Annotated in this window: 14 protein-coding genes; 9 read left to right on the forward strand and 5 right to left on the reverse strand. The window is 66.0% G+C overall.

What is annotated here, in order from left to right:
- Positions 1-8: 8 nt before the first annotated feature.
- Positions 9-2171, reverse strand: a complete 2163-nt coding sequence (locus CHRYSEO8AT_RS02320; protein ID WP_159845669.1) for a TonB-dependent receptor — start codon at positions 2169-2171, stop codon at positions 9-11.
- 189 nt (positions 2172-2360) lie between these two features.
- Here CHRYSEO8AT_RS02320 and CHRYSEO8AT_RS02325 point away from each other — a divergent pair, with 189 nt between their 5' ends.
- On the forward strand, positions 2361-3260 hold the full coding sequence (locus CHRYSEO8AT_RS02325; RefSeq protein ID WP_159845672.1) for an alpha/beta fold hydrolase: 900 nt from the start codon (positions 2361-2363) through the stop codon (positions 3258-3260).
- Positions 3257-4072: a GDSL-type esterase/lipase family protein gene (locus CHRYSEO8AT_RS02330; protein WP_159845675.1), complete on the forward strand. Its 816-nt coding sequence runs from the start codon at positions 3257-3259 to the stop codon at positions 4070-4072. Before CHRYSEO8AT_RS02325 ends, CHRYSEO8AT_RS02330 begins: the two co-directional genes overlap by 4 nt.
- A 36-nt stretch (positions 4073-4108) precedes the next feature.
- Here the strand turns inward: CHRYSEO8AT_RS02330 and CHRYSEO8AT_RS02335 are convergent, their stop codons facing one another.
- Positions 4109-4876: an SDR family NAD(P)-dependent oxidoreductase gene (locus CHRYSEO8AT_RS02335; RefSeq protein WP_159845678.1), complete on the reverse strand. Its 768-nt coding sequence runs from the start codon at positions 4874-4876 to the stop codon at positions 4109-4111.
- 158 nt (positions 4877-5034) lie between these two features.
- On the opposite strand from CHRYSEO8AT_RS02335, the gene CHRYSEO8AT_RS02340 reads away from it, so the two are divergent.
- Entirely contained in the window at positions 5035-5385 is a 351-nt protein-coding gene (locus CHRYSEO8AT_RS02340) for a MerR family transcriptional regulator (RefSeq protein WP_159845681.1), read from the forward strand.
- A gap of 164 nt (positions 5386-5549) precedes the next feature.
- Here the strand turns inward: CHRYSEO8AT_RS02340 and CHRYSEO8AT_RS02345 are convergent, their stop codons facing one another.
- On the reverse strand, positions 5550-6659 hold the full coding sequence (locus tag CHRYSEO8AT_RS02345; protein ID WP_159845684.1) for a DUF3089 domain-containing protein: 1110 nt from the start codon (positions 6657-6659) through the stop codon (positions 5550-5552).
- 265 nt (positions 6660-6924) lie between these two features.
- Between CHRYSEO8AT_RS02345 and CHRYSEO8AT_RS02350 the strand changes: the two genes are divergently transcribed.
- Positions 6925-7239: a hypothetical protein gene (locus CHRYSEO8AT_RS02350; protein ID WP_159845687.1), complete on the forward strand. Its 315-nt coding sequence runs from the start codon at positions 6925-6927 to the stop codon at positions 7237-7239.
- A 463-nt stretch (positions 7240-7702) separates the two neighbouring features.
- Positions 7703-8395 carry an IS6 family transposase gene (locus tag CHRYSEO8AT_RS02355; RefSeq protein WP_159845690.1) on the forward strand — a complete coding sequence of 231 codons (693 nt, stop codon included), beginning with the start codon at positions 7703-7705 and terminating at the stop codon, positions 8393-8395.
- Positions 8396-8510: 115 nt separating this feature from the next.
- Here CHRYSEO8AT_RS02355 and CHRYSEO8AT_RS02360 read toward each other — a convergent pair whose 3' ends face one another.
- Positions 8511-9257, reverse strand: coding sequence for a sterol desaturase family protein (locus CHRYSEO8AT_RS02360; protein WP_236547391.1), 747 nt, complete (start codon positions 9255-9257; stop codon positions 8511-8513).
- A gap of 80 nt (positions 9258-9337) precedes the next feature.
- On the opposite strand from CHRYSEO8AT_RS02360, the gene CHRYSEO8AT_RS02365 reads away from it, so the two are divergent.
- Positions 9338-9823 (forward strand): sterol desaturase family protein, encoded by a 486-nt coding sequence (locus CHRYSEO8AT_RS02365; protein ID WP_159845696.1) that lies wholly within the window; start codon positions 9338-9340, stop codon positions 9821-9823.
- Here the strand turns inward: CHRYSEO8AT_RS02365 and fni are convergent.
- The gene (gene fni / locus CHRYSEO8AT_RS02370; RefSeq protein WP_159845699.1) at positions 9790-10833 is read right to left on the reverse strand and encodes a type 2 isopentenyl-diphosphate Delta-isomerase; all 1044 of its coding nucleotides are present in this window, start codon (positions 10831-10833) and stop codon (positions 9790-9792) included. The genes CHRYSEO8AT_RS02365 and fni overlap by 34 nt on opposite strands.
- A gap of 111 nt (positions 10834-10944) precedes the next feature.
- Here fni and CHRYSEO8AT_RS02375 point away from each other — a divergent pair, with 111 nt between their 5' ends.
- Genes CHRYSEO8AT_RS02375 through CHRYSEO8AT_RS02385 form a run of 3 tightly spaced genes read left to right on the forward strand, consistent with a single transcriptional unit; the run spans position 10945 to position 13806 of the window.
- Positions 10945-11841 (forward strand): polyprenyl synthetase family protein, encoded by an 897-nt coding sequence (locus CHRYSEO8AT_RS02375; protein WP_159845702.1) that lies wholly within the window; start codon positions 10945-10947, stop codon positions 11839-11841.
- On the forward strand, positions 11831-12742 hold the full coding sequence (locus CHRYSEO8AT_RS02380) for an ABC transporter ATP-binding protein (protein WP_159845705.1): 912 nt from the start codon (positions 11831-11833) through the stop codon (positions 12740-12742). The genes CHRYSEO8AT_RS02375 and CHRYSEO8AT_RS02380 overlap by 11 nt, the downstream gene beginning before the upstream one ends.
- Positions 12739-13806 (forward strand): ABC transporter permease, encoded by a 1068-nt coding sequence (locus CHRYSEO8AT_RS02385; protein ID WP_159845708.1) that lies wholly within the window; start codon positions 12739-12741, stop codon positions 13804-13806. The genes CHRYSEO8AT_RS02380 and CHRYSEO8AT_RS02385 overlap by 4 nt, the downstream gene beginning before the upstream one ends.
- The last annotated feature ends 1 nt before the right edge of the window (position 13807 follow it).

Consider the following 13807-nt stretch of genomic DNA (forward strand, 5'->3'; position numbering starts at 1 on the left):
GCGATATCCTAGAAGTTCTTGGTCAGGCGAACGCCGTATTGGCGTGGGGCGCCGGCGTAGCGCAGCCCCGACTTGACCGAGGCGATATACTCAAGGTCGCCCAGGTTGGTGGCGTAGGCCTGAAGCTTCCAATCGTCCTGCGTATAGGTCAGCTGGGCGTTGACGATGTCGCGCGCCTTCAGACGATCGCCGAGCGCCTCATTGGCGAAGATGCTCGCCCAGGACTCGGAGATGTGGCTGTAATCCACGCGCGGCGTCAGGGTGCCGCCGCCCACGGCGAAGTCATATTCGACGCCAAGGTTGAAGGTCAGCTCCGGCGCATAGGTCTGGGCGTTGCCGGCCAGGTTGACGCAGTTACCGCTCGCCGGACCGTTGTTCTGATCGCAGACGCCGGTGCGGGCGCGCCGGGGATCGGCGGCGAAGAAGTCGCCCAGCTCGGAGTGCGAGACCGACAGACCGGCGTCGAAGCCCAGATTTCCAAACCGCCCCTGGGCCGAGGCCTCCAGACCGTAGATCTTGGTGTCGCGGGTCACGTTCAGGATCGATGTGATCGACGGCACCGTCGGGTCGCCGATGTTGATCTGGAAGTTCTGATAGATGTTGTAGTAGCCGCCCAGCTGGGTCCGAACGCGCCCGTCGAACAGGGTCGATTTCCAGCCCAGTTCGAAGTCGGTGACGTCTTCGCCGTCGAAGGCTTTTGGCGGGACGAAAGCCAGGTTCGGCCCGTTCAACCCACCCGCCTTGTGCCCCTGAGCGATGAAGGCATAGAAGAAGTTGTCGTCGTTGAGTGTCCAGTTCAGGGCGATCTTCCCCGTGACGGCGTCCTCATCGTAGCTGTCGTTCTGGGTCAGGCTGAGCCCCAGCAGAGGCGCAGAGAAGACGGCGTCGTTCTTGACCGTCGAATGGGTGTAGCGCCCACCGATCTGCAGCTCGAGCGCGTCGGTCAGGTCATAGGTGATCTGACCGAAGCCGGCGGCCGTCGTCTTCGGGTTTTCGCCCTGAAGCAGAGTGTCGTAGAGAATGGGCAGGGTCGCCGACACATACTGGCGCGTGACGAACTGGCCCGGCGGGAAAGTGATCAGGTCGTCCTGGTAGTAGGCGCCCAGAACCCAGGTCAGACGGCCGGCGTCCGGCGAAACCAGGGTGAACTCCTGCGACAGCAGCCGCTGCTCGACCTCATCGTAGAAGGTGAAGGGCAGCGTGGCCGTGCCGTCCAGGTCCGAACGCACCATGGTCGTGCCGTATTGCGCGCCTGTGATCGACCGCAGGGTGATCCCATTGGCGAACTCATAGCTGACGTTCAGCACCGTCCGCGCCGTCTCGTCCTTGGCGGCGTAGGGGCCGTTCGTCGCGATGGTATGCAGCGGCAGGGGCGAGGTGATCGGGCTGGCCGGATAGCCGCCCATGTCGTGGATCGTATAGTCGGACTTCAGCAGGACCCGCAGCTTGTCGGTCGGGGTCCACAGCAGGCTTCCGCGCACGCTCTTGGTGTCCAGCACGCCCGGTTCGCCCCGCGTCGGCGTGCCGAGCACATCATAGAAGCTGTCGCGGTTCTCGCTGTTGAAAGCCAGGCGCGCCGCCAGCGTTTCGCCCAGCGGCAGGTTGATCGCGCCCTGAAGACGAACGTCGTTGTAGTTGCCGTATTGGGCCGTCACATAGCTGCCCAGGCCGTTGAAGTCCGGATTGCGCTCTGTGATGAACACCGCGCCGCCGGTGGCGTTCTGCCCCGCAAAGGTGCCTTGCGGCCCACGCAAGACCTCCAGGCTGGCGATATCGAAGAAAGGCTCATTCTGGAAATAGGCTGGGAAGACCGCGACCCCGTCGCGATAGGTGATCACACCCACGCCGACCGAGGAGTTGTTCTCGGTCTTGCCGATCCCCCGGATGTTGAAACTGTTGCCTTGGCCCGAGTTCTGAACCGTGACCGAGGGCATCGAGAACTGAAGGGTCTCGATATTGCTCACACCCTTGTCCTGCAGCTGTTCGCCGCTCAGCACCGAGGCGGCGACCGCCGTCGTCTGAAGATTGGTGGTGCGCCGCTCGGCCGTCACCACGACCTCGCCCAGCGTCGTCGCCTGATCGCCGGCGACGCCGGCCGTCTCCTGCGCCTGAGCCGCTCCGCCCCACAACAGCGCGACGGCGGACGCCGTGAGCCACAACTTTCCGGCCATAGAAGCCTCCCTCTCTTGCGTTTCCTCGGCGATCTGCGTCGCCACAAGCGAAGGTGTTCCACCGATTTGATGATACGTCAACTTCATTCAATCACGAGTGAATATTGACATCGAAACTCTTTCGATAAATCACTAGGGTCGCGTCCCAGGACGTGAACCCCCGTCGATGGCGACACAGGAGATGACCGAATGCCCTTCGTAACGAACGGCGGCGTGCGCCTGCACTGGCAGGAACGCGGTCAAGGAACGCCGATCCTGCTTATCATGGGCCACCGATACAGCTCGGCCATGTGGTATCCGATCAACGAGGCCTTCTCCGACCGTTACCGACTGATCTCGTTCGACAATCAAGGGACGGGTCAAAGCGGCGCGCGAAATCGCACCAGCGTCGCCGAAATGGCGGCCGACGCCCTCGCGGTGCTCGACGCGGCCGGCGTCGACAGCGCCCATGTCTACGGCGTCTCGATGGGCGGCGGCATCGCTCTGGAGTTCGGCATCCGTTATCCCGACCGCGTTCGTTCCCTGATCCTGGGCTGCACCATGGCCAAGACCCCGGACATCAAGCCCAAGCCCAAATGGCTGCTGACCCTGTTCTACAGGTTGTCTCCCCTTCTCAAGGGACTGGCGTCGAAGACGTCCAAAAACGGCTATGGCGACGCCGCGCCGGATGACCGGATCGCCCGCGACATGGCGATGCTGGCCAATGATCCCTTCGCCATGAAAGGCGTCATCGCCCAGGGGCACGCCATCTCCGACTACTCGGTCGAGGCCGACACCGTCCGCTCCGTGACCAAGCCGGCCCTGGTGCTGCACGGCGTCCAGGATCTGGTGGTGCTCTACGAGGCGGGCCGGCGGCTGTCGGAACTTCTGCCCAATGCGCGCCTCGTCACCTTCGAGGGCATCGGCCACAACTATTTCGTTGGCGCGGGCGAACGCGCCAATGCCGAGGTCGACCGGTTCATCGCAGAAGTTGAGGGCGGGCCAATGCGTGACGCCGCTGAGCCTGGATCCAAAACGGCCATGCCGACAACCGCCCAAGGAAGGCCCACGCCATTCGCCAACGACGGAACCGCAGGGGAGGCGTCGTGACGTCTCCTGTCGGAATGGTCCGAAATCTCGAAGGTTATGGCGGCCCGACGGACGACCAGATCGCGTTCGCCAAAGCCTATCTTGCCGACGGCGAGCTGGACGCCGCCATAGCCGCCCTACAGAGCGACCCCCAACGGCAGGCTGAACGAAAAGAGATTTCCGAACGACGCAAGGCCGAAGATTGGGCGCAGCTCGGTCACTATCGCGCTGCGAACGCCGACTTAAAGGATCAGAACGTCGAGACGGTCTTCATCGGCGACTCCATCACCGAGATGTGGGCGATCGCCCAGCCAGACCTCTTCTCAAACGGCGTCGTCAACCGCGGCGTCAGCGGACAGACCAGTCCGCAGATCCTGTTGCGCTTCATGGCCGACGTCATCGCGCTTCGCCCAAAGGCCGTCCATTTGATGTGCGGCGTGAATGACATCGCGGGCAATACAGGGCCGACGACCCCAGAGGATTTCAAGAACAACGTCTGCGCCATGCTGGACCTGGCTCGAACAAACGGCATCGCCGTCATCCTAGGCAGCATCACCCCCATAACCGCACTGCCCTGGGCCATCGACGTCGGCCATCCCGGCGCGTGGGTGTCGGAGTTGAATGGTTGGCTTAACACCCTGGCTGCGGATCGCGGCATGACCTACGTCGATTATTTCACCTGCCTGGCCGACGCTGATGGGTCCTTCCGTTCGGACCTGACACGCGACGGCGTGCATCCTCAGCGCAGCGCTTACGCGCTCATGCGAGACCTGCTGAGCGCAGTGTTGCGGGCGCGCGGAGCAAGTGAGGCCTGGGCGATGGCAAACGCCTGAGATCACGCGGTGCTGACCAAGCTGTAGCCCGCCAACTTAAGTTGGCAACGCTCGGACGCTCCAGTCCAGCAACGCGTCGCACTGGTTCATGTTTGCGGCAGAGCCGCTGACATCAAGCCGGCGGCATTTCTCGAAATAGGCTCCGCTGATGCCTGCCGCTTCGGCGGCATCGGCGAGATGAATCAGCGTCGCAGCGCCCTTCTCCGGCGAGATCGCGAACAACCGGGTAAAACGATAAACGGGTTCGAGCAGGCCGCCTTCGCCCCGGCCGAACTCGGTGGCGACGAAGCCAGGGCTGAAGCAGTTTATGGTGATCGCCGTATCAGACCAACGACGGGCCAGAGCACGGGTGACCATCAGATTGTAGAGCTTTGCAGCGGCGTAGGTGGCGTTGGTCGAGAAGCGCTTTTCCGCTTGCAGATTGTCCGGATCGTATCGCCCTTGCCTGTAGACGAACGACCCGGTGTTGACGACACGGGCTGCCGGCGCCGCAAGCAACAGGCGTTTCAAACCGAGGGTCAGCGCGACAGGGGCGAGGTGGTTGATCGCCACGGTGCGCTCGTTGCCTTCCGAAGTCAGCGCCCGATGTTGGAACCAGGCGCCGGCATTGTTGGCCAGCACGTCGATACGATCTTCGGTCGCATCGAGGTCCTGGATGACGTCCCGCACTTGCGACATCAGCGACAAATCCGCTGAAATCAGGCGGTGCGGTCCTGCCGGTGAGGCGGTTAGACTGGCGACAGCCCTGCGACCCCGATCTGCATCGCGCCCGATGAGGATCAGGCGGTGCCCCCGATCGGCCAACGCCCCCGATCGGCCAACGCCCCCGCAGCGGCAAGCCCGATGCCGGACGTGCCCCCAGTGATGATGATTGTCTTAGCGCTCAACTCTATGCCTTTCAGGCTGAAATCCTCGTCGAGCAAGGGTATGAACCCTCAACCTAGATTGAGGGTCAAGACGTTATGCGCATTGGTGAGCTGGCAAGAGAAACCGGGATATCCATTTCCCGGATACGCTTCTACGAGGCACGCGAACTGCTTCCGCAGGCGCCGCGCACCGCCAATGGCTATCGAAGCTATGGCGCTGAGGCCGCCAACGCCCTCCGCTTCGTAGACCGGGCTCAGCGCCTCGGCTTCTCTCTTGCCGAAATCAAAGGCGCAATTCCCGCCCCTAACGGATCGACGCCATCGCTGTCGGCTATCGTCGCCGCCCTTCGTCAGAAGGACGAGGAGATCGATCGATTGATCCAGGACGCTACCGCAAAGAAGCAGGCGATAGCGGCCCTTCTTGAAGAACTGCGATGTGCAACATGAGCGGCTACTTTGAGCACGCCGGACGTCTATCCTTATTCCGGTTTCTAGGAGTGGCGCTCCGGCGCAACGCACCCTCTCCTCGCTTGACCTGGCAGGCCAGCAAAGCGCCGATACTGTTGAAAAGTCAGCGAGTCCGCCGTGGTCGGCCCATTTGGCCCGCCCCTTCAGCGGCCGCCGGCCGGATTTGAGCGCGCCCCATGCGCCGCAAGCCAGGCCGAGATTCGCGTGACGGCATTTTCCCTCATCGCCACATAAAACAGACCATATTCGTTAAGGTGATAACTGCCCGCCAGCCGCGTCAGCTGGTCGCTGTAGGCCTCGGGCGCCTCTCTCAGATCGACCTCCAGCATTCCGTCGTGGCAGCGCGCACCCGTCAGGCCGGGCGTCGGGGCAGGCACGGGCGTGGTGTGAGGCAGGGGAATGCTGCCGGGGTTCTGCGCGGCCGGTGTCGCCGTCTCCGTCGACCCCGCCCGCCAGGTCAGGGGATTGACGCAGATCGCTGGCGGTTGGTCCGCATCCTTCAACGCCCCCTGCCACCAGTAGGTCTTGTCGTTGATGACCATGCGGGAGATCACGCTGCCGATCTTGGAGGCGTTCCAGCTCAGCACGCAGCCTGTCTGCTCCGCCGCGTCGCAGATGGGCAGGCCGATCTCTGGGAAGGCGTTCGGCGTATAGCCGCCGATCAGATAGGCGACGACCATTCGATCCTGCAGCGGCGTGCCCAGGATTTCCCGCTGGAGCAGTTGAGCCGCGTGCAGCGTCCCCTGGCTGTGCGAGGCGAGGATGAACGGTCGCCCGTCATTGTGCTCGGAGATGAAGCGGCGAAAAGCCCTGGCGACATCCTGATAGGCCAGATCGACCGCGCCCTGGTCGCCCAGGCCCGTCAGCGTCGCCTGGCGATAGCGTGGAGCGTAGATGCGGCAGCAGCTGTTGAAGACGCTGGCCTGGCCCAGCAGGACGGCCGGATTGAGCGGGGCCAGTGTGTCGTCGGCATCCCACGACCCGTTCAGGCTCTCCTTGTCGGCGATGGTGGTGGGTGAGATGAAGAATACATCGGCAGGGGCCTCGGCCTCCACCACCGGCGTCAGGCCCGGGGGCGTTGATCGCTCCAGGTCACCCCGTCCCGGAAAGGCCAGCCAGGCCTGGGCTCGGGCATAGTCCGGGGCGGCGGGTGCGGTCAGAGCGTCAAACGGCGGGGGCTGCTTGCCACCGCAGCCCATCAGGAGGAGGGCGCCAACCAGAACGGCGGCACGGCGGGTCGACGCGCGTGACATATGGTGATCCTCAAACGTCTTTTAGGATGGTCGCCAGAGCTGAGACTCTCACCAAGAAAGGGTCTCGTCAACATTCATTATTTATTTAATGAATGTATGCAGTGACTCTCGCCGGCCTTGATCGGCCAGGACAGCAGGCCCGCGATTATGGCGTCGGCAGTCGTCTCCCTGGGAGACGTTCGAGGACTCCCAAGCGCTCCCGGATTTAAGCGAGTGGCGTCGGCAACCGGGCAAGGCCCGACCACCGCATCGCGGCGCGCCTGCCATGGTCGGTCCGGGCGGCGGTACGGCCATCACCCGCCATTCCATCGATCCTGCCTTAAGCTCCGCGCTTGTGCGAGCGGAGGCTTGGAAGCGGCGGTTGATTAGCGGCGAAGGCGCGACGCTCGAAATGATCGCTGACGAGGAAAAGCTCAACCAGTCCTACGCCTCGCGGATGCTTCGCGTGGCCTTCTTGGCGCCGAATTTCAAGCCGGCCGTCCTCGACGGGACTGCGCCCGAGGCCCTCTCGCTCTACGCCATCATGCATCGCGGCATGCCACTCGACTGGGATGAACAGCGGCCGATGTTCGCCGCCTGAGGCGCTAGGCGGTCCCTGATCCGGGCGTTCTAATTCCCTGATGCGAAACAGACGCTCCCTGTTCGGGCGATTATTTTCCCTGTTCTCTGTTGCGGGAATTTCGCCCTTTCTCATCGTATGAAGCCCGGCACGCCGGGCTTCGGGCATTGGCAGGAACCTCGGCCGAACAAGTGATTCTTGCCGGATTTCCCTGTATTTCCCTGTAAACAGGCGACGGCCGAAGCTGGACTGACCTCTCGAAACGGGAGACTGGCGTCAGGTTCATGCGTTTTGGGGATGGCTGAAGGCACGCAGAGACGCGCTCTGAGCAAGGACCAAGCGGTAACGCGCCGGAATGTCGGGGGTATTTCCCTGCTCTCGCAGACTTGTCGTTTAGCGGAGGACGGCGTGGCGGTGCTGTCAGTCTAACGCTAACTTGTCTCCACTTCAGACCGCCTGATGGCCTGATCGGAGATCGCAATTCGTGAAGCCGCTATCGTTCAAGCGCCATCGCTTCCCCGCAGCGGTGATCCGCCAGGCAGTATGGCTCTACTTCCGCTTCAGCCTCAGCTTTCGCGACGTTGAAGAGCTAATGGCCGCGCGCGGGATCGACGTCAGCTACGAGACGATCCGCTGCTGGACGATCAAGTTTGGCCCCCAGATCGCACGACGACTGAAGAAGCTTCGCCCCTCCCCTTCTCCACGCTGGCACCTCGACGAGGTCGTTTGCTCGATCGGTGGAAAGCGGATGTTCCTATGGCGCGCCGTAGATGACGAGGGCGTGGTGCTGCACGTCGTCGTCCAGCGACGGCGAGACACCGACGCGGCCTTGAAGCTGCTCCGGCGTTTGCTGCGTAACCAGCCTGTCGAGCCCGAGAAGATCGTCACCGATGGGCTCGGATCATACCAAGCGGCCTTGGGCCGACTTGGCCTGCGGCGCCTACATTCGCCTGGCCGACTGCGGGAGAACAATCGGGCGGAGAACTCGCATCTGCCAATCCGCCGGCGAGAGCGGCAGCAACAACTGTTCAAATCTCAGGCTTCAGCCCAACGTTTCCTCACCACCCACGCCGCGATCTACAACACCTTCTACATCCAGAGACATCTGATCACACGTCCGACCCTTCGTCGCTTCCGCGCCGGAGCCGAGGCGGCGTGGGTGGCCGCAGCTGCCTGAGATTTCGTCGGGTTAGGAAAATTGCGGCCCGCCTCGATTAACCTGACAGCGCTTCCCCGTCTGGCTTGATCGCCTCACCACTTCCGCTCGCTGAGAGGGATCGCGCGATAAAACGTCAGTCACTGCTAGGTCTCCGTTGGCGGTGCAGGTCATCAAGTGTCACCTCGGTCGAGGCCCAGCGATCCCACATCTGGAAGTAGAGGCCGTAGTTGCCGTTGAAGCGCTTGTGATGGGCATCGTGGTGAGTCGCGGTGATCAGCCAGCTTAGCGGCGCGCGCATCAGCCAGGATGCTGGCCAGACCTCGCGGCCGGCGTGGTTCAACACGGCTGTGGCGGTCATCAGGGTCAGCAGCGCCAGGGCCACGCCCCAATGGATCGGCACAAACAGGGCCAAGGCTGGCAGGAACCAGGCGGTGGCGACGGCCTCGGCCGGATCGAAGGCGAAGGAAGCGAAGGCGCTGGGGTCGCGCGACCGATGATGCTCGGCATGGGCCCAGGGGAAGACTCGCGGGTGGTGCAGCCCCCGATGGACCCAGTAATAGAAGGCGTCGTGGGCCAGCATATAGACGACGAAGCTGACCGGCAGCCACCACAGCGGCCAGGCGTGAACATCGTCATAGATGGCCGTCCCGCCCCGCTTCCAGGCCTCAAGCACCAGGGCGGCCGGCAGAGCGTAGATCGGACACGAGATCAGCGAGGCCATGATTTCGGCGCGGATGCGTTTCGCAGACGGCGCCGCCTGGTTCAGCTGACGCCCCCGCCCCGCCCCGGCCCACAGCAGCCAGTGGGTCAGAACCCCGACCGCCAGATAGCGCACGCCGATGATCAGGCTGAGCGCGAAGGTCGTGACAAGCAGGTCCATCAGCATCGGCGCACAGACGGCCAAACAGACGGTGGGGTCAAGTCGTGGCGGGTGCGGTTCAAACCGCCTATGATGCGGTCATGTCTCCGCCGGTGATGATCCTGCTGTTCCTGGCCGCCTTCCTGGGGATGGAGGCGTTCGCCTGGGGCATGCATCGCTATGTCATGCACGGCCTGCTGTGGACCTGGCATCGCAGTCATCATGAGCCGCACGACGATGTCTTGGAAAAGAATGACCTGTTCGCCGTGGTGTTCGCCGCGCCGGCGATCGTTCTGATCGCGCTGGGCCTGCACGTCTGGGCCTGGGCTCTACCGGTCGGCCTGGGCGTCACGGCCTATGGGATGGTCTATTTCTTCTTCCACGACGGACTGGTGCATCGGCGGTTCCCGACAGGGATCGACGGGCGTTCGGGCTTCTGGACGCGGCGCATTCAGGCGCACCGGCTGCACCACGCCGTGCGGACGCGCGAAGGCTGCGTCTCGTTCGGCTTTCTGTGGGTGCGTTCGGCGCGGGCGCTGAAGTCCGAACTGTCTCAGAAGCGCGGCTCTTCCAGCAACGGGGCCTGAGCCAGGGCGGCGAGGTCCGCCGAGCCGGTGCAGAAACAGGCCAGCCGCAGCTGGGCCACCATCAGAGCCAGGTGATCGACCACCGCCTGCGTCGATGTCAGCGCCGCCTCCAACACGCCAGCCGCCTGGCCGACTAGGCAAGCGCCCAGCCGGATGGCCCGGGCCGCATCCAGCCCGTCGCGGATACCGCCCGACCCGATCAGGTCCAGGTCCGGCGCGGCTTGGGCGCAGTCCCTCAGGCTGCGCGCCGTCGGCACGCCCCAGCCGGCGAAGGGCGCGGCCAGAGCCTCGGCCCAGCCGCCCGTGGCCCGCGCGCCCTCGATCAGGCCCCAGTTGGTCCCGCCCGCCCCCGCCACATCGAGCGCCGCGACGCCCATGTCCGCCAGCCGACGCGCCACCGCGCCCGACAGGCCGGCCCCAGTCTCCTTGACAATCACACGGCCGGGAAAGGCGGCGGCGATCTGTTCGATGCCGTGCGCCACGCCGCGCCAGTCGCGGTCGCCCTCTGGCTGAACCCCTTCCTGCAAAGGATTCAGATGAAGGATCAGGGCGTCGGCGCCGATCATCTCCATGGCGCGGCGCGCCTCGTCGACCCCATAGCCCAGGGCGAACTGCACGGCCCCAAGGTTGGCCAGGATCATGGCGTCGGGCGCCCGACGTCGCAGATCCAGCCCCAGGCCCGAGCCGCCGTCCGTCTCCAGCGCCACCCGTTGCGACCCGACGGCCAGGACGACGCCCATGGCCTGGGCCGCCTCGGCCAGCCGCGCATTGACCGCCTCGGCCCGCGACGGGCCGCCGGTCATCGAACTGATCAGGAACGGCAGCCCCACGTTGCGCCCCAGAAACTGGGCCGACAGGTCGATGGCGTCGTGATCCAGATTCGGCAGGGCGTCGTGGACGAACCGCACCACCTCCAGCCCCGAGGTCGCCTGGCTGACGCCGCGCCCGGCCCGGACATGATCGATATGCTCGTCCTTGCGCCGGATCAGGGCGTCGGCGGCGGTGGGCATCGGAAACGGCTCCTGGCGGGTTGCATCCGACGCGGTCGTGATGCCTGATGAGATCATAGAGGTTCGGATCGCCGTCGCAACGCGACGGTCAGACGACACCAGGAGACCTGTATGGCGATCGTCGGCGCAAGGCCCCAGCCGCCTCTGGCATGCGACCCTTGCGCGCCCGACGAGCTGCGTCTGCGTGTCCAGTCGCGCCTGACCGAACTCGCGCCGTCGTCTGAAAGCCTGCTGTCGCTGGCGGCGCGCGAGGCCTTGCTGGGACAGGGGAAACGGGTCCGGCCGGTGCTGGCCATGCTGGCGGCGGCCCATGTGGGCGGGCGTCCCGACGATGCGCTGGATTACGGCTGTGCGCTGGAGATGGTCCATGCGGCGTCTCTGGTGCTGGACGACCTGCCCTGCATGGACGACGCGGTCCTGCGGCGGGGTCAGCCGACGCTGCATCGCCGCCACGGCGAGGATGCGGCCGTGCTGGCAGCGGTGGCCCTGCTGAACCAGTCCACCCGCCTGATCGTGCAAAGCCGACTGCCGGCCGAAACGCGGGTGGCCACCCTGGACCTTTTGACGCAGGCCGTCGGGTTCGACGGTCTGGCCGAGGGGCAGATGCGCGACCTGCGCGACGACGTGAGTGAGCGGGACGCCGTCGCCCTGCGTCAGATCAACGACCTGAAGACCGGCGCCCTGTTCGTGGCGACGGTGCGCGGCGGCGGCTTGCTGGGCGGGGGCGACGCCGACGACCTGGCCCGGTTGTCACACTTCGGCGAGGCCGTGGGATTCGCCTTCCAGCTTTACGACGATCTTCTGGACGCCTGTTCGACCACCAGCGTCGTCGGAAAGGACGTGGGCCAGGATCGGGACACAACCACCTTCGTCGATCTGTGGGGCGAAGGGCGCGTCCGCGCGGCGGTGCGTCAGTCCCTGTCCAGGGCGGCCGAGGCGGTCGGCCACGACAGCCCCCTGACCCTCTATGTCCTCGATCTCTTCCAGCAGGCCGATCTTGGGATCTAGCGTCGCCCCGGCGCTGGTCCTGGACGGAATAGAGGCCGGCTATGACGGCCGGCCGGTGCTGCGGGATTTCAGCCTGACCGTGAAAACCGGTGAGGTGTACGCCCTGCTCGGCGCGAACGGCGCGGGCAAGTCCACGGTGGCGCGCGTCGCCTGCGGCCTGCTGCCCGTGCGCCGGGGACGTGTGGCGGTGGGCGACGGAACCCGCGCGCGCATCGGTCTGGCGCCCCAGGACAGCGCCCTGTTTCCCGCCTTGTCGCCGCGCGAGAATGTCGAGGTGACGGCGCGGCTTTGCGGGGTCGCGCGCAACGATCGCCGCGCCGCAGTGGATCGTGCGCTTGATCTGACCGGCTGCGGCCCGCGCGCGGATCAGCCGGTACGCACCCTGTCCGGCGGATGGCGACGACGCGCGAACCTGAGCGCCGCCCTGGTCGGACAGCCCCGACTGCTGATCGCCGACGAGCCGACGGAAGGGGTGGACGCCGGCACGCGCGGCGTCCTGTCCGCCGCTCTGCGCGAGACGGTCAAGGCGGGCGCCGGCTGCCTGTTGATCAGCCACGACGCGGTCTTCGTGTCCGACACGGCCGATCGGATCGGCGTGCTGGCGGAAGGTCGGCTCGTGGCGGAAGGCGCGCCGAGCGCCCTGTTGCACCAGGCGTTTGGCGCGGCGCGGCTGCTCAGCATACGCCTGACGCGGCCGGCCTCGGACGCCGCCGCCCAATGGTTCGCTCAGGCCGGATTGACCCAGGCTGACGACAGGCTGGAATGGCGTCGCCTCTGCGACGATGCGCTCGCCGTCGCCCAGATGCTGGCCGCCGTGGTCGATGGCGAGGGCGGTGAAGTCGCCGTGCGCCGGCCGGGGCTGGACGATCTGGTCGCGCATCTGTCGGAGGCGTCGTCATGATGGCCGTGGCGGGCGCCTGGGCCAGAGGGTTCTGGCGCGACCGGGCCGGGGTGGTGCTGACGCTGCTGCTGCCGCCCCTGGTCTATCTGCTGTTCGCGGCCATCTTCGGCGCGGGCGCGCGGGGCGAGATCGACACCTCGGTAGTCATGCAAGATGCGGCCCGCACCCCGGCGACTGTGGCGATGCACGACGCCCTGGCGCGCGACATGGGCGCCCGGCTGCGCACGGTCGAGGATGCAGGCGAGCTGGAGCGCGCGGTGATCGACGGTCGGGCGGACGCCGGCATTCTGATCCGCCCCTCGGTCGGACGCCCGCCCCAGATCGTGGTCCTGTCCGCCGCCGGTCGCGACGTGGCGGCGGCGGCGCTTCAGGCGCGGCTGGAGCCGATGGCGGCGGCTCTGTCCGGCCAGGTCGCGCCGCCCACCGCGCGCGTGGCGACGGTGCAGGTCGGGCCGACCGGCGATGTCCAGGCCGCCTACTACGCCGGTGCGGTCAGCGTCATGTTCGTCTTCTTCGCCGCCATGCACGGCGCCATGGGCGGACTGGACGAGCGGCGTTCGGGGCTCCAGGCGCGGCTGGCCCTGGCGAGGGGCGGCCTGACGCCGATCCTGGCCGGGCGTGCGGCGTGGCTGACGGTCGTGGGGGTGATGCAGTCGATCGCCGTCTTCGTCGCGGCCTGGGCCAAACTGCCGGACCTCGCGCCATGGCAGGCGGGGGCGGCGACCGTGACGGCGGTTCTGGTCGGGTTCTCGGCGGCGGGCCTGGCCCTGGCGCTGACGGCGGCGTGTCGATCGCGCGAACAGGCCCAGCCCCTGACCACCTTCGTCGTTCTGCTGCTGGCGGCGCTGGGCGGGTCGATGGCGCCGCGCTTTTTGATGCCCGAGGCCTTCCGCGCCCTGGGCTGGATCACACCGCACGCCTGGGCCATCGAGGCCTATCAGGCCGTGATCTGGCGGGCGGAGTTCACGCCGGGCGTCGTCGCCGGTTGGGCGGTTCTGGCCAGCCTCGGCGCGGCGGGCTTGGGCGTATCCCTGGTTCTCGAACGGCGGCGTGCGGCGCGCTGAC

This window comes from Brevundimonas sp. G8, from assembly GCF_902506205.1.
Lineage (GTDB): Bacteria > Pseudomonadota > Alphaproteobacteria > Caulobacterales > Caulobacteraceae > Brevundimonas.

Bases quoted from the DNA above. Each gene is read 5' to 3' on its own strand.
- CHRYSEO8AT_RS02320 (WP_159845669.1), bottom strand. From the start codon at position 2,171: ATGGCCGGAAAGTTGTGGCTCACGGCGTCCGCCGTCGCGCTGTTGTGG.
- CHRYSEO8AT_RS02325 (WP_159845672.1), top strand. From the start codon at position 2,361: ATGCCCTTCGTAACGAACGGCGGCGTGCGCCTGCACTGGCAGGAACGC.
- CHRYSEO8AT_RS02340 (WP_159845681.1), top strand. From the start codon at position 5,035: ATGCGCATTGGTGAGCTGGCAAGAGAAACCGGGATATCCATTTCCCGG.
- CHRYSEO8AT_RS02345 (WP_159845684.1), bottom strand. From the start codon at position 6,659: ATGTCACGCGCGTCGACCCGCCGTGCCGCCGTTCTGGTTGGCGCCCTC.
- CHRYSEO8AT_RS02350 (WP_159845687.1), top strand. From the start codon at position 6,925: ATGGTCGGTCCGGGCGGCGGTACGGCCATCACCCGCCATTCCATCGAT.
- CHRYSEO8AT_RS02360 (WP_236547391.1), bottom strand. From the start codon at position 9,257: ATGGACCTGCTTGTCACGACCTTCGCGCTCAGCCTGATCATCGGCGTG.
- CHRYSEO8AT_RS02365 (WP_159845696.1), top strand. From the start codon at position 9,338: ATGTCTCCGCCGGTGATGATCCTGCTGTTCCTGGCCGCCTTCCTGGGG.
- fni (WP_159845699.1), bottom strand. From the start codon at position 10,833: ATGCCCACCGCCGCCGACGCCCTGATCCGGCGCAAGGACGAGCATATC.
- CHRYSEO8AT_RS02375 (WP_159845702.1), top strand. From the start codon at position 10,945: ATGGCGATCGTCGGCGCAAGGCCCCAGCCGCCTCTGGCATGCGACCCT.
- CHRYSEO8AT_RS02385 (WP_159845708.1), top strand. From the start codon at position 12,739: ATGATGGCCGTGGCGGGCGCCTGGGCCAGAGGGTTCTGGCGCGACCGG.